Source organism: Aeromonas sp. 600479 (assembly GCF_049175515.1).
Classification (GTDB): Bacteria; Pseudomonadota; Gammaproteobacteria; order Enterobacterales; family Aeromonadaceae; genus Aeromonas; species Aeromonas veronii_A.
In genome coordinates, this window is record NZ_JAAKVF010000001.1 from 170,571 (window position 1) to 184,199 (window position 13,629).

10 protein-coding genes are annotated in these 13,629 nt (G+C 56.5%); 2 read left to right on the forward strand and 8 right to left on the reverse strand.

Annotation, left to right across the window (positions count from 1 at the left end; all coding sequences use genetic code 11):
• Positions 1-4 precede the first annotated feature (4 nt).
• A complete protein-coding gene (locus tag G5149_RS00760; RefSeq protein ID WP_005345291.1) occupies positions 5-1,228 on the forward strand; it encodes an EAL and HDOD domain-containing protein in 1,224 nt (407 codons plus the stop codon).
• On the opposite strand, the gene G5149_RS00765 is transcribed toward G5149_RS00760, so the two are convergent.
• A complete protein-coding gene (locus G5149_RS00765) occupies positions 1,225-2,400 on the reverse strand; it encodes a thiolase family protein (protein ID WP_337072195.1) in 1,176 nt (391 codons plus the stop codon). The two genes, G5149_RS00760 and G5149_RS00765, sit on opposite strands and share 4 nt — an antisense overlap.
• Before the next feature lie 122 nt (positions 2,401-2,522).
• On the opposite strand from G5149_RS00765, the gene G5149_RS00770 reads away from it, so the two are divergent.
• A complete protein-coding gene (locus G5149_RS00770) occupies positions 2,523-2,915 on the forward strand; it encodes a MerR family transcriptional regulator (RefSeq protein WP_216978731.1) in 393 nt (130 codons plus the stop codon).
• Positions 2,916-3,024: 109 nt separating this feature from the next.
• Here G5149_RS00770 and rplY read toward each other — a convergent pair whose 3' ends face one another.
• From rplY to G5149_RS00805, 7 genes are all read right to left on the reverse strand, one after another.
• On the reverse strand, positions 3,025-3,312 hold the full coding sequence (gene rplY / locus G5149_RS00775; RefSeq protein WP_005345280.1) for a 50S ribosomal protein L25: 288 nt from the start codon (positions 3,310-3,312) through the stop codon (positions 3,025-3,027).
• Positions 3,313-3,428: 116 nt separating this feature from the next.
• The gene (locus tag G5149_RS00780; protein WP_337072194.1) at positions 3,429-4,307 is read right to left on the reverse strand and encodes a hypothetical protein; all 879 of its coding nucleotides are present in this window, start codon (positions 4,305-4,307) and stop codon (positions 3,429-3,431) included.
• Positions 4,308-4,401: 94 nt separating this feature from the next.
• Entirely contained in the window at positions 4,402-8,316 is a 3,915-nt protein-coding gene (gene hrpA, locus G5149_RS00785; protein WP_337072193.1) for an ATP-dependent RNA helicase HrpA, read from the reverse strand.
• 240 nt (positions 8,317-8,556) lie between these two features.
• Positions 8,557-8,979 (reverse strand): CBS domain-containing protein, encoded by a 423-nt coding sequence (locus G5149_RS00790; RefSeq protein WP_005333273.1) that lies wholly within the window; start codon positions 8,977-8,979, stop codon positions 8,557-8,559.
• Positions 8,980-9,099: 120 nt separating this feature from the next.
• Complete coding sequence (locus tag G5149_RS00795; protein WP_216978728.1) at positions 9,100-10,377, reverse strand: HD domain-containing phosphohydrolase; 1,278 nt, start codon at positions 10,375-10,377, stop codon at positions 9,100-9,102.
• Between the two features lie 1,578 nt (positions 10,378-11,955).
• The gene (locus tag G5149_RS00800) at positions 11,956-12,600 is read right to left on the reverse strand and encodes an ADP-ribosylglycohydrolase (protein WP_421211137.1); all 645 of its coding nucleotides are present in this window, start codon (positions 12,598-12,600) and stop codon (positions 11,956-11,958) included.
• A gap of 148 nt (positions 12,601-12,748) precedes the next feature.
• On the reverse strand, positions 12,749-13,600 hold the full coding sequence (locus G5149_RS00805; protein ID WP_421211139.1) for a PP2C family serine/threonine-protein phosphatase: 852 nt from the start codon (positions 13,598-13,600) through the stop codon (positions 12,749-12,751).
• Positions 13,601-13,629: the final 29 nt, after the last annotated feature.

Below are 13,629 nucleotides of genomic sequence, written 5' to 3' on the forward strand. Positions count from 1 at the left end.
AGGCATGTATTCCTACGTAGCAAGACAGCCGATCCTCGACAGAGACCTCAATACCCATGCCTATGAGCTGCTCTTTCGCGATAGTCTGAATAATGTCTTCCCGAGTATCTCCTCCCAGCAGGCGACGTCACGCCTGGTGGTTGAACAGTTTCTGCAACAAAATATCGATCAGCTGTTGGGGGGCCGCCCCTGCTTTATCAATTTTCCCCACTCACTGCTGCTGGAGGGATTGGCAGAGTGCCTGCCGCCCGAAAAAGTGGTGATTGAGATCCTGGAAGATTCTCCACCGGATGATGCCCTGCTGGAAAAGGTGAAACAGCTGCACAAGCTGGGTTATCAGCTGGCCCTCGATGACTTCACCATGTCGCCGGATTGGGAGCGCTTCCTCCCCTTTATTCACATCATTAAGTTTGATCTTCGCGCTACCCCCCTGCTGCAGATCAAGGTGTTTATCCAACGTCATCAAACGCTGGGGCTCACCTATCTGGCGGAAAAAGTAGAGGACAAGGCTGAGTTCGAACGGGTCAAACAGCTGGGGATCCAGCTGTTCCAAGGCTTTTTCTTCAGTCGACCCGAGATGGTCAAGCAAGCTACCATGGAGCCGGCTCAGGTCGTAGTGATGCAGTTGCTCAACGTGGTCAACGAGGCAGAGCCTGATATCAACAAGATTGAGCAACTACTCGGTCAGGATATCTCTTTATCACTCAAGCTGCTGCGCTACGTTAACCATCTCAAAGGTCACACCAACCCTATTTCGTCATTTCGCCAGGCTGCCATCTATCTGGGCAACACCCAGCTAAAGCGCTTTGTCTCGCTGGTGGCGGCGACCAGCGCTGGCAAAGGCAAGAGCGCCGAGCTTTACCAGATGTCGATGATCCGTGCCCGCTTCTGTGAGCTGCTGGCTCATGCCCATGCCCCGAGCCAGCAGGCACAACAGGCATTTATTACCGGCCTCTTTTCCCTGCTGGACGTGCTGATGGAGCAGCCGATGGACAAGCTGCTCGGCACTATTCCCCTTATCGACGATATTCGGCTGGCGCTACTGGAACGCAAAGGCAATCTCGGTTTCTACCTCGCGTTTTGTGAAGATTACGAAAATGCCAACTGGTCAAGAGTCACGGCCAGAACCGCAAAGTTAGGGCTCAACGAGGATAAGGTGAGTCACCTCTATCTGGCCGCCACCACCTGGGTCAACGAACAGCTGCTGGCGATGGAAGCCACCAATTAATTCGTCTCGTCATTCACCTCGACAGCGATAGCGGTCGCCTCACCACCACCGATACAGAGGGCGGCCACTCCCCGCCGTAAACCCCGTTGCTGCAGCGCGGCAATGAGCGTCACCAGAATGCGCGCGCCACTCGCCCCCAGGGGATGACCGAGGGCACAAGCCCCCCCATGCACATTGACCTTGTGATGAGGAATACCGACCCCGTTCATGGCCAGCATGGTGACCATGGCAAAAGCCTCGTTGATCTCGAACAGATCGACCTCTTCCACCGACCATGCCAAACGCGCCAGCAGCCGTGAAATGGCGCCAATGGGCGCGGAGGTAAATTCTGCGGGCAATGCCGCGTGGCTCTGATAAGCGACAATCCGTGCCAGCACTGGTACCTGCCAGGCTTTAGCCGTGGCACCATCCATCAATATCAGCGCCGCCGCGCCGTCCGAGATGGAGCTCGAATTAGCCGCCGTGATGGTGCCCTCCTTGCCAAACGCTGGCTTCAGGGTCGGGATCTTCTCCGGTCTGCCCTTGCCCGGTTGTTCGTCCTCGGCCAGCAACAGACGATCACCGCGATAGACACTTGTCAATTCGGACACAAACGCACCTGATTGCTGTGCGTTGCGCGCACGCTGCAGTGATGCCAGGGCGAACTCATCCATAGCACGGCGAGTCAAACCGGCCTGATCGGCACTGCGCTGGGCATGTATCCCCATCAACTGGCCATCATAGGCATCTTGCAAACCATCAAGGAAGAGGTGATCCAGCACCTGTTGATGCCCCATCCGAAAGCCACTGCGCGCATTATCCAGTAGATAGGGAGCACGACTCATGCTCTCCATCCCTCCCGCCACCACCACTCTGTTGTCGCCAAGACGGATGGTATCAGCCGCCAGCATCACTGCTTTCATGCCAGAGCCGCACACCTTGTTGATCGTGGTAGCGGGCACTCCATGTGGCAGCCCTGCTTTCAACAATGCCTGCCTGGCGGGCGCCTGCCCCACGCCCGCCGCCAGCACATTGCCCATAAACACTTCATTGACAAGCTCCTTACGAAGCCCACTTTGCTGTAGTGCAGCCTCAATGGCACAGGCTCCCAACTCAGGCGCAGTCACCTCTGCCAATGCCCCCTGAAACGCCCCCATCGGAGTCCGTTTTGCCGCCACAATTGCAATATCCATTTGCCTACCTCTGTTTGTTACATGGCCATAACATAGGGGTTCTGACGCGATGGAACAAGAGTTGCAGTGCAGTTTACGTTTAGGTAAGGTGCAGACAGGATTTAGTTCACCAAGAAGTCTGTATGAACAACAAGGATGAAGGACGGCGCTTCAGCATCAGTGAGCTGGCTCGGGAATTTGATATTACGACGCGCAGCATCCGCTTCTATGAGGATCAGGGATTACTCAATCCAGCCAGGGAAGGGCAGACCCGCATCTACAGCAAGCAGGATCGGGTTCGCCTCAAGCTTACCCTGCGCGGCAAGCGACTAGGTTTCAGCTTGGCCGAAATTAGAGAACTGTTTGATCTCTATGATGCAGATAAGAGCAGCCGTACCCAGCTGCAAACCATGCTCGGGCTGGTCACCGAGAAACGGAAGACGCTGCAGCAACAGATGGAGGATATCAGGATGGTGCTGCTGGAGCTGGATGCCGCCGAGCAGCGCTGCCAACAAGCGCTTAGCCAGCTGGGATAACCGGTTGTGGCTGTGGCTGACCTGATTGTTCTTTCAGTCCGCTCACAAGATTCCTTATAGCAAAAAGCCACTCCTGAGAGTGGCTTTTCTGCTACCTGACAGTTCGTGATTAAACGCGAACGAAGTCCAGGTGAACCAGCTTGTAACGTACAGGGTGACGCTGGATAGCTTTCACTTTTACGTTAACTTCTTCGCCGTTGATAACCAGGGTCAGTACAGACTCGTAGAATTCCGGCTTTTCTTGGGCCAGGATGAATTTCTTGTGGTCAACGGTGATGGACTGGGCTTCTTTACCTGCACCATAAACGATGGCAGGAACTTGGTCAGCTTGACGCAGGCGGCGGCTCGCACCTTTCCCCAGGTCAGAACGGACTTCAGCTTGGAATACGAAAGACATAGTATGTATCTCTTTTAAAGGAATGTATGGTGCAGACTGCGACCGGTCGGCACCTCGCAAAACGAGCGCGAATACTACCACGGGCCAAATGCGGATACAAGGTACCGATTCTGCATTTAGCGTCCCTGCTCCAGTCGGGCAAATTGCTGCTGACGCTGGGCCGGGCTCAGGGCATCAAACTTCGCCAGGGTCTCGGCGCGCGGACAGTAAAGGCCATCCCCCGTTCTGACCCGAATGCTTTTGCCAAGCCGTTGCTGATTCTCCGCCACCAGCGCCAACAAATAGCTGTAGGTATCAGCCCCCCGGGCACTGGATAGCTGGTTGGCAATGCGCCACAGGGTCTCCCCTGCCGCGACCTGATGACACACGGTTTGTGGGTCGCCTGCTGCCGGATCAGAGAGGGTGAGCATGGCATCACTGCCTGCGGATAAGCTAGCCTTGCTGCTGACGAGCGCCATATCGGCGCTCGCTACTCCCTCATATCCTTGTGCACCACTCATCCCCGCAGTGCGAAACGTCACGCCTAATTGAGCCAGCAGAGGTTCGCTCTCGTCGGTATCGGTGGAAATATCGACACCACCGAACGTGTTTTGGGGTGTGCGGAACTCGGCGATAAAGGGCGCGATGGATTGCGCGCCATAACCAGGGAAACCACTCCCCTGCTGCACGATTGCACCCACCTGACCAGGTACGACCCCGTAAGCCATCTCATCGATGCGTCGCAGCCTTGCCAAATAGGTTTTAGAAAGCTGCGCCTCCCCCTCGAACAAATCGAAAGGGGGGACCAGCCGGGCGGGAAAGAGGATCTGCCAGCGACCATGCTTCTGCTTCAGGGCCAGTGGCGGGAACTGGTTGCCACGCCACGCAACAAACATGGCGGGCGGCGTGCGTGTCAGGGGGTAATATTCCGGGTTCAACTGCACCCAGGTTTGTTCCGCGATGGGCTGATAACCGCTGATCACCACCTGCGCCACGCTCAACCAGATCCCCAGCATCCTTGCCTCCCTGACTTCCGTTTAAAAGGGCCCGCCACCTTGGCAACCCCTTCCCACACTCTATATCACGCAGTTAAAACAGACAGATAGCAGCTTAGCACTGAGCAATGGCGTTCAGCACCCGTTTATCGGAGACCGGATAGGGGGTCCCCAGATTCTGGGCAAAAAACGACACCCGCAGCTCCTCGATCATCCAGCGAATATTGGCCACCTCGGTGGGAATAAGCTGGGATTTGGGGATCTTGGCCAGCAGCGCCTTGTACTCCGACTCCACGCTGTGCACCTTGAGCATGTAGACCCGATCCCGGTTGGGATCGATGGCAAGCTTCTCGAGGCGCCGTTCGATGGCCCGCAAATAGCGCAGCAAATCAGGCAACCGCTGCCAGCCGGTCTCGGTGACAAAGCCTTTGTGGATAAGGTTGCCGAGCTGCTGCTGGATATCCGACATGGCAAAAGCGGTGTCGAGCTGCATCTTCCCCTTGAGCCGCTTCTTGATCTCATGGGAGAGCGTCAGCACGGCTTCCACCTGCTTGGCCACCTCCACTACCGCATCGTTGAGCTCGGCGCGGACAAACTCCTTGAGCGCCTCGAAACCGGCCTCGTCCCAAGCCAGCCCGCCATGCTGTTCGATCAGCTTGTCGCAGCCACAGGCGATACAGTCATCAATCAGCTCCGCCACCTTACCAAAGGGGTTGAAATAGAGCCCGAGCTTGGCCTTGTTGGGCAGCTTCTCCTGCAGATACTTGATGGGAGATGGCACGTTGAGCAGCACCAGCCGGCGCTGGCCCGCCCACATCAGCTGCTGCTGCACCACCGGACTCTCCACCAGCTGGATGGCGACCGAATCCTTCTCGTCTACCAACGCCGGATAGGCTTTCACCTCGAAGCCACCGCGCTTCTGGCTGTACTCCTGAGGCAATTCACCAAAGCTCCACAGAGTGAGGCCGGACTGCTCGATGTCATCGTCCGCCACTTGTGACAGGGTCTCCTGCACCTTGCCGCGCAGCGACTCTTTCAAGGCTTCCAGATCTTTGCCTTCCGCCACCTTCTTGTGTTTGTCGTCCACCACCCGGAAGGTGAGTTTCAGGTGATCGGGCACAGCAGTCCAGTCCCAGGATTCACGAGGTACGGTGACGCCGGTCATGCGGCGCAGCTGACGCTCCATCTCGTCCAGTAGCGGCCCCTGTTCGGGGTTGATGCTGGCTAGCAGCGCATCGGCATAGTTGGGGGCCGGTACGAAGTTCTTGCGCATCGGTTTTGGCATCGACTTGATGAGGGCTACCAACAGCTCGTGACGCAACCCAGGGATCAGCCACTCGAACCCCTTCACCTCCACCTGATTCAGGAGCGGCAGCGGAATATGCAGGGTCACACCATCAGCCGCCTCCCCCGGCTCGAACTGATAGGTCAACTTGAGCTTGAGGCGCCCCTGCTGCCAGAAGTTGGGGTAGTCGAGATCGCTGATGTGGGCCGCATCCCCCTTCATCAGCATCTCTTTTTCGAAGTTGAGCAGCTCGGGATCCTGCTTTTGCGCCTCTTTCCACCACTTGTCGAAGTGACGGGCAGAGATCACCTCCTCCGGCAAACGGGCATCGTAGAAGCGGAACAGGTCCTCGTCATCCACCAGAATGTCGCGCCGACGGGATTTGTGCTCCAGCACCTCCACCTCGGCCAGGAGCTTGCGGTTATCGCTGAAGAAACGGTGGCGGGTCTCGAAATCTCCCTCCACCAGGGCGCGGCGGATAAACAACTCACGGCACAGCGCCGGATCAATGCGGCTGAAGTTGATGGTGCGCTCATTGACCAGGGTCAGGCCATAGAGGGTCACCTTCTCCTTGGCCATCACGGCGCCGTTTTTCTTCGACCAGTGGGGGTCGCTGTGGTGCAGCTTGATGAGATGGCCCGCCAGCGGCTCCACCCACTCGGGCTCAATCTTGGCGTTGATGCGAGCGTAGAGGCGCGAGGTTTCCACCAATTCTGCGGCCATCACCCACTTGGGTGGCTTCTTGAACAGGCCCGAGGCCGGGAAGAGGTGGAAACGGCCATTGCGAGCACCGAGGAACTCGGGCTTTTCCAGATCCTTGTTGCCGATATGGCTCAAGAGGCCGGTCAGCAGGGCGCAGTGCACCGTCTTGAAATCCGCCGGTTCATGGTTGGCTTTAAAACCAAGCTCCTTGACCGTCTGACGCAGCTGGAAGTGAATGTCCTGCCATTCACGCACCCGCAGGTAGGAGAGAAACTCCTTCTGGCACATGCGGCGAAACGGGTTGCTGCCAAGGGTATCCTGCTGCTCTTTCAGGTAATTCCACAGATTGACGAAGGCGAGGAAGTCGGAATCCTTGTCCTCAAAGCGTCTGTGCTGCTCATCGGCAGCCTGCTTCTTCTCCATGGGCCGCTCGCGGGGATCCTGAATGCTGAGGGCCGCGGTGATCACCATCACCTCGCTCAGGCAGCCGGTCTGCGCCGCGCTGATCACCATCTTCGCCAAACGCGGATCAAGGGGGATGCGCGAGAGCTGGCGACCGGTCTCGGTCAGCTGCAACTTGGCTTCGCGCTCGCCGGTGGCGGGCAGCTCGCGCACCGCCTCCAGCTCTTTCAAGAGAGTCAGGCCATCCTTGATATGGCGCGACTCGGGTGGCTCGACGAAGGGGAAGGCCTCCATATTGCCAAGGCCGAGCGCCAGCATCTGCAGGATGACCGATGCCAGGTTGGTACGCAGGATCTCGGGGTCGGTAAAGGCGGGACGGCTGTTAAAATCCTCCTCCGAGTAGAGACGGATACAGATACCATCTGCCACCCGGCCGCAGCGGCCTTTACGCTGGTTGGCACTGGCCTGGGAGACCGGCTCGATGGGCAGGCGCTGCACCTTGGTGCGCCAGGAGTAGCGGCTGATGCGGGCGGTGCCCGGATCGATGACGTAACGAATGCCAGGCACCGTCAGCGAGGTCTCCGCCACGTTGGTGGCGAGCACGATGCGCCGTCCGGCATGTTGCTGGAACACCTTGTTCTGCTCGGCGTTGGAGAGGCGGGCGTAGAGCGGCAGCACCTCGGTATCGCGCAGGTTGAGTTTGCGCAGGGCATCGGCAGTATCGCGGATCTCCCGCTCGCCGTTCATGAAGATAAGGATGTCCCCGAGCCCCTCGCGGGACAGCTCTTCCACCGCGTCGAAGATCCCCTGCAGTTCGTCGCGCTCCTCCAGCCCCTCACTCTTGTCACTGCTTTTTTTATCAACAAACAGTGGGCGGTAGCGCACCTCCACCGGATAGGTGCGGCCGGAGACCTCGATCACCGGCGCCTTGTTGAAATGGCGGGAGAAGCGCTGGGGGTCGATGGTGGCCGAGGTGATGATCACCTTGAGATCAGGGCGCTTGGGCAGTAGTTGCTTTAGATAGCCCAGGATGAAGTCGATATTGAGGCTGCGCTCGTGGGCCTCATCGATGATGATGGTGTCGTACTGGGTCAGCATCCGGTCATTCTGGATCTCCGCCAGCAGGATACCGTCGGTCATCAGCTTGATGTGGGTCTGCTCGCTCACCTGATCGGTAAAGCGCACCTTGTAACCCACGTAGTGGCCAAGCTCGGACTCCATCTCCTCGGCAATACGGGCCGCGACGGTGCGGGCCGCCAAACGGCGTGGCTGGGTGTGGCCGATAAAGCCCTTCACTCCGCGCCCGAGCGCCAGACAGATCTTGGGGATCTGGGTGGTTTTGCCCGAGCCTGTTTCCCCTGCAATGATCACCACTTGATGCTCTTGAATGGCCTTGGCGATTTCAGCCTGCTTCTGGCTGACCGGCAGGTTGTCCGGATAAGTGACCTTGGGCACTCCGGCCAGACGGGTTTGATAGCGCACTTCGGCGGCGGCCAAATCAGCGGCGATGGTCTCAAGCACGGCGGCCTGTTTGCCTTCAGGCAGCTTCTTGACCCCGTGCAGACGGCTGGAAAGGCGGCGGGCGTCGAGATTCATGCAGGCAGAGAGACGGCGGCGCAGCGCCTCGATAGAGAGAGACAAGGTACAAATTCCTTAAATAGGTGCCCAGAGGGGCCATATCGATAAGCTGGGAGCGATCCTAAAGAGCGAGCGGGGGCGGTGCAAGCCTTAACGTAGCGTTATATATGGGAAGACAGAGAGATTGGCCGCTCCTCAAACATGACAAAACAACCATTGTAAGATGGCATAACATAGATAAATGGCAGCATATGAAATAGCCAAGGCAAGCCGAAGCTTGCCTTGGGAGAGAGAAAAACAGGGTTAACCGTGTGTGTGATGGACAAAACAGGTAGTGAGCTGGGCGTGAATGGCCTGCATGACGTTGTGGCGATTGATGACACCGAGCAGACGCCCTTCCTCCACCACCGGATAGATCTTCGGCTTTTGCCCCATCATCATCTCCGCCAGGCTCAAAATGCTGGTATCGGGTCCCACCGACAACACCTCCTTGCGCATCACATCCTTGACCTGCGCCACCTGTTCGCAGTGATAGGCCTCCTTAAGCAGCACTGCGATGCAATCCTGCTCGGAGATCCAGCCAATCAGATGGCCCTGACCATCCACCACCGGGCCACCGAGCTGATGACTGTTCAGAAATTTCTCGACCGCAGCTTGCACCATCATGTCGGCAGTGAAGGTGATGGGTCTGCTCTGCATATAATCCTTGGCTTTTAGCGATTCCATATCTGCTCCCCTACGGTAGTCCATCAAGCTGGCGTCTTGTGCGCCGGTACCGGCACCATGCTCGGCTTGTTCCAAGCATAGCTGGCTCGCGGCAGTATGAGTCAGCGGCCAGCCTCTCCCTCAATTGATGGCATGATCCGGCTCGCGATCCGGAATGGCTGCCATCATCATCTGCGGCAGGTGATCGGCCAGCACCGCCACCACAGCGGGATCGACCCGCCCCTGATCCGCCAGTTGCTGCATAAAGGTCAATGCGTCACGGGCAGGCAGGCCGCGCCGATAAGGTCTGTCCTGCACCATCGCCTGAAAAATATCAGCGACCCGCAGGATCCGCGCTTCGAGCGCCATGGCGGATGCCGGCAGGTGGAACGGATAGCCCTCCCCATCAGGCTCCTCATGGTGATAGGCCGCCCAACAGGCAATCTGTTCAAACCCTTCGATATGACGCAAGATCTGGTAAGTCTCGAAGCTGTGGGTATTGATGATGGCCCGCTCCTCCTGCGTCAGGCTGGCTGGCTTGTCGAGGATTTCGTCCGGAACCCTCAGCTTACCCAGATCGTGCAGCAGCCCGGCAATTTCCAGCATGTCGCAATGCATGGCACTGACCCCCATCTGCTCTGCCAATGCCCGAGACAACCTGCTAACACCAAGTGAATGGGTCATCGTGAATGGACTTTTGGCATCGACGATGCCGGAGAAGATCCTCGCCAGCACCTTCAGCTCACCATTGTTTGTGATACAGGGTTCTCGCTTTTGCAGCATATCCAGCATGTAATCGTTGATTGCACGCGCTTCCAACTGCAGCCAGAATGCCTCCGAACGAGACGCTTTGAGGAAAGCATCCACCAATTCTGGGGCAAAAAATTCGCCACTACACGCTGCCAGCCTCTCCCGGATCTCGGCGGTGTGCATCAACAGCGAACCGTCAGCGTAATAAGGAGCGGCCAGTGCATCGCAGCGATCAACTAGAAAGATAAGATTGGCCTGCCGGGCAACCTTGCGGTCAACTGCCACCATGTCACGCAACAGATACCAATGGGTATGGTGATAACGGATAGGCAGTGCCAGCGGGGCCAACAAACGAAAATCTTTGAGCAACTGATAACCCACCTCGCAATGACGCTGGGAGGACTCCCAATCGAACTCACTGACCAGATGGTGGTGTGTAATGGTCGAGGATACACCTATATCGTGCAGCACTCCCAGCTCAAACAGCAGACGACGCTCCGCTTCACTCATCCCCAAAAACCGGCTGCACTCGGCGGCCATGATCCCGACCCGTTTACCGTGGGCCACATCGCCAATGCCCACCAAGTCCAGTGACGCAGACAAGGCATACACCACCTGTCTGAGATCTACCGGTAACGAGAACAATCTGGCTCCCTGCACTCTATTCATGATCTCTGTCCCACGCGATGTTGTCGTATCAAACTGATGCTGTTTTATGCCTTGCCTTCTATCAATCTAGTCAATAGCACAGCCTTTTACCTTGTTTTTATAGGCATTTATGACCCTGACACCTTGCAAAGACAAAGGTCACAGCTGGATTTATTTGGCCACTCCCATTCAAGTCATTTTTATCCTTTCAAAAATATGCGAGCACACTCTTTTAAATATCGCGATGAGATTGTGAGCAGTTTTAAAACTCATCTCTGAGCGAAAAAATCAACACCTCCACTTTACTTAATTATGACTTAATCAGAATTAAAGAGTGCTCGGCTTGCCAGTAAGATATTTGAATAAAGACACACCACTACGGACATAGCAGCCCTCATCTCCTAAATTGATTAGCCGAACTGTGAACTCCACCACCCATTTATTCGCCTTATCGCCATCGATAGCGGTAGATACCTCATGCCTTCTCGATACAGCCTTCCATGCGCCCTCCAGCCCACCCGATAGCCGGCGACTGAAGGGCTAGAGAAAAAATATCGGATAACCAGCGGTTATATTCGCTGTTAGGCGACAAGGATAAACGGGATTTATAGAGTGAAATGGTTTAAAGCTGATTTCCAAGCTGCGGTTAAATGGGGCTATTCAGGTCATATCACTCTTTATAGATCATAACGACAGCGATAAAGGGAAATGTGCCCATCTGGGTATTCCATTCCCTCCAACAGCCTGTACGGGATGATATTTCCAATGTGTTAAACGCACGCGGCTTTCATCGCATATTTTGTGTACCAATTCACATCAGATTAGGATGTGGAGCCAATAATGGCCACCGCTGGTAGTACCACAGCAGCCGCCAAGCCCAATATCTTGCCATCATGAGCGATGACATCGGCTACTGAAACATCAGTGCCTACAACCGGGGATGGTGGGCTGCCAGACCCCGAACCTGGACAGGATCGCCAATGAAGGGGCCCTCTTTACCGATCACTACTGATGTCATTAAAAAATCATCACATCCTGAGAGATAGACTGGTCTTATAGACTCGGTTAACAGAGCAGAAATGCACAAGATGTCGGGATCAACTGCCCAATAAACCGCCACCTGCACGGCTCGCCCTTCGTTCTGTCTGCGCTATGGTTTACCATGCAGGCAATTGTGGTGCCTGGCACCGCCCACCCTGGCGCCAGGCGCCGTCATCGGATACCTCATCTCGAGCAACATGAGCAAAACAGCACACGCGGGCAACGAGCCAACCTTCTACTTCCACGTTTTGCAATATGTCTTTTTTAATGACCTGATTTATAAAGGTTTATGGCTCTAACGCTGATGAGAGTGGTACACAACTGGGACGTGGTGAAATTTGAGGGGCATTGCTACAGATAGTAACACTCTTCGACTGAGCAACTTAACCGACAGGATTTCATCCGTTTTTGCCGTACGTTTTTGCCGTAATAGAGCCAAGCCAGACCCGTCCAGCTGTTTCATATTTGAAACACCACATGCAGAAGTTCGTGGGCATAAACTGCAGAAGTTCATTTTCCTGTTATATTTAAATCAGTTGCTGAAAAATTCAAACAACCTCACTCGAGCCTGAAAGGCTCCCCCATGTAGAAAGCCCCCACCAGCAGACCATAAACAAGCCGCACTCGCTCATCCCTGCCCAGCAGCACACCGAGTAGCACTTCGCCGCTTGCCAAATCGTCACCATGCCAGAAGCACCAGAGGGCTGCCTCCACTACATCCAGCCAGCTGGCATGGCCCAGCTGATTGCGAGACTTGCGCCGCCAGCTACCACGCACCACCGAACCAGTATTCGGGGATCTGGCCGCCAGCGCCCGCTGCTCCATCACGCTTGGTGTGAGTCCATCCAGCTTGGCCTGACGGCTGCCGCGCCCTCCTCGCAGCAATTTGTCGAGCAGTAGTGCCAACAAGCGCAACGCATCCTGATCTTCAAAGCTGGCATCCTCCCCCAGCAAATCGGCAGCACCCGCCATCAGTTGCTCACGTCCCCAGTAGATGGGCTGTAACGTGCGCTCCAGCCGATGTTGCTCGACATGGATAGCCAATGTCGTCACCACCGCCAGCGGTGAAGTCTCACCCTCTTGGTGACACGCGCCTCTGGCAAGCAGAGCGGTCAGCTCCCTAGCTCGCTCGGCTGACAGTAGGCAATAGATCCCCCTGATCAGTGGCATGGCCAGCTGATCCAATCCCGGCGTCAATGTCATGACACTCCAGTGATGATTGATAATGAAGCAAGGTTGGCTCATCAAGATGCCTGGAAACTGCAACAGAGCTCGGCGATAAAGCGCGTCTCGCCACCAGGGAAAAACAGCGCTTGTCTCTTCCCCATCGCAGCAAATGCAGGCGGATCTATCAGACGGTCTTAACACCCGGGCCAACCAGCAAGGCCACGGACTTGTCATCGCCGGTAGTGCGTCGCCATAACTCACCCTGGCTCAAGCACTCATAGAGCTCGCGTACGGTCACCTTCTGCTCAACCCACTGATCGAGCATGGGGGCAAACCGACTCTGTGCGTTGCTATAGAGTCGCTCGGCAGCCCCGTCACTCATCGCGACCACCGCCTCCACCCTGCCTGCGGGCTCAGCACCCCAACTGACCTGAGCCATACTCAACTGCGGATCGATGAACGCAGTCTGGTTGGCAAACTCCCCCTTGTTCGCCTGGCCCAGCTGACGCCAGGACGATTCAGCGTAACCCCGCTCCCGTAACGCCAACAGGCCATCGCCAACTTGCAGCCAGAACAGGGAGTGCTTGCCTGCTACTGCTAACAGCAAGGTGGCACGAAAATCATCGCCACCGCGCCGACCGGCTGCGGCCAGATCGGCATTGATCCCCTTGGCATGCCGTACCAACAACATGGCCAGTTGCGCCAGCTCAGCGCTCTGTTCTTCCTCATCAAGCCACTTGGCCAAACAAGGTTCCAGCGAGATCAGCAGCCGCCGTAACCCCTCGCTTAACGTACGGGCCCCCAACTCGGCGCACAGGGCCGATCCTGCCCCGTCGCACAGCACCAGCAACGGCCGTCCCTGACAGTGGATGACCCCATGATCCTGACAGGGCAAACCATGCTGCAGATGGCGGTAACCCACCGCCTGGCTAGCCACCCCATGCCAATCCGACAGTCCCAGCGGCGCTGTTGACAACTGCTCAAGATAACGAGGCAGTTGGGCCAACAGGGGATGATAATAAGACGCCACCGTCATAACAGGCTCCTCAATGGCCAAATGGGGGG

Bases quoted from the DNA above. Each gene is read 5' to 3' on its own strand.
- G5149_RS00760 (WP_005345291.1), top strand. From the start codon at position 5: ATGTATTCCTACGTAGCAAGACAGCCGATCCTCGACAGAGACCTCAAT.
- G5149_RS00765 (WP_337072195.1), bottom strand. From the start codon at position 2,400: ATGGATATTGCAATTGTGGCGGCAAAACGGACTCCGATGGGGGCGTTT.
- G5149_RS00770 (WP_216978731.1), top strand. From the start codon at position 2,523: ATGAACAACAAGGATGAAGGACGGCGCTTCAGCATCAGTGAGCTGGCT.
- rplY (WP_005345280.1), bottom strand. From the start codon at position 3,312: ATGTCTTTCGTATTCCAAGCTGAAGTCCGTTCTGACCTGGGGAAAGGT.
- G5149_RS00780 (WP_337072194.1), bottom strand. From the start codon at position 4,307: ATGCTGGGGATCTGGTTGAGCGTGGCGCAGGTGGTGATCAGCGGTTAT.
- G5149_RS00790 (WP_005333273.1), bottom strand. From the start codon at position 8,979: ATGGAATCGCTAAAAGCCAAGGATTATATGCAGAGCAGACCCATCACC.
- G5149_RS00795 (WP_216978728.1), bottom strand. From the start codon at position 10,377: ATGAATAGAGTGCAGGGAGCCAGATTGTTCTCGTTACCGGTAGATCTC.
- G5149_RS00800 (WP_421211137.1), bottom strand. From the start codon at position 12,600: ATGACATTGACGCCGGGATTGGATCAGCTGGCCATGCCACTGATCAGG.
- G5149_RS00805 (WP_421211139.1), bottom strand. From the start codon at position 13,600: ATGACGGTGGCGTCTTATTATCATCCCCTGTTGGCCCAACTGCCTCGT.